General features: G+C 62.4%; 1 protein-coding gene. It reads left to right on the top strand.

The window, feature by feature from the left end; translation table 11 throughout:
• Positions 1–40 precede the first annotated feature (40 nt).
• On the top strand, positions 41–442 hold a 402-nt coding region (locus RM844_RS32875; protein ID WP_311671087.1), incomplete at its 3' end, for a tetratricopeptide repeat protein.

Raw genomic sequence — 442 nt, forward strand, 5'->3', positions numbered from 1 at the left:
GTCCTACGACGAAGAGGCAGCGGCTGCGACTGCTTCAGACGTGAAGACTCCGAAGGAGCCGATGTCGCCTGTTCGGCTCGCGACGATCGCAGGACTGGTCGTGGTGATTCTGCTTGCCGGGCTGGCCGGCTGGACGGGCTACCGCGGATACCAGGCGTATCAGAGCGAGAAGGAACGGCAACTATTCCTGCAAGTAGGTAGGCAGGGTGCGCTCAACCTGACGACGATCGACTGGCAGAACGCCGAGGCCGATGTGCAGCGCGTGCTCGATTCGGCGACCGGAACGTTTTACGACGATTTCCAGAACCGCTCAGCACCGTTTGTTGAGGTGGTGAAGCAGGCGCAGTCGAAGTCGGTCGGGACGATCGCCGAGGCGGGGCTGGAGTCGGCAACCGATAACGAGGCGCAGGTGCTTGTCGCGGTGACCGTCACCACCTCGAAT

The sequence above is a fragment of the Streptomyces chisholmiae genome (genome assembly GCF_031845445.1).
In the GTDB taxonomy this organism is placed as follows: Bacteria; Actinomycetota; Actinomycetes; order Streptomycetales; family Streptomycetaceae; genus Streptomyces; species Streptomyces chisholmiae.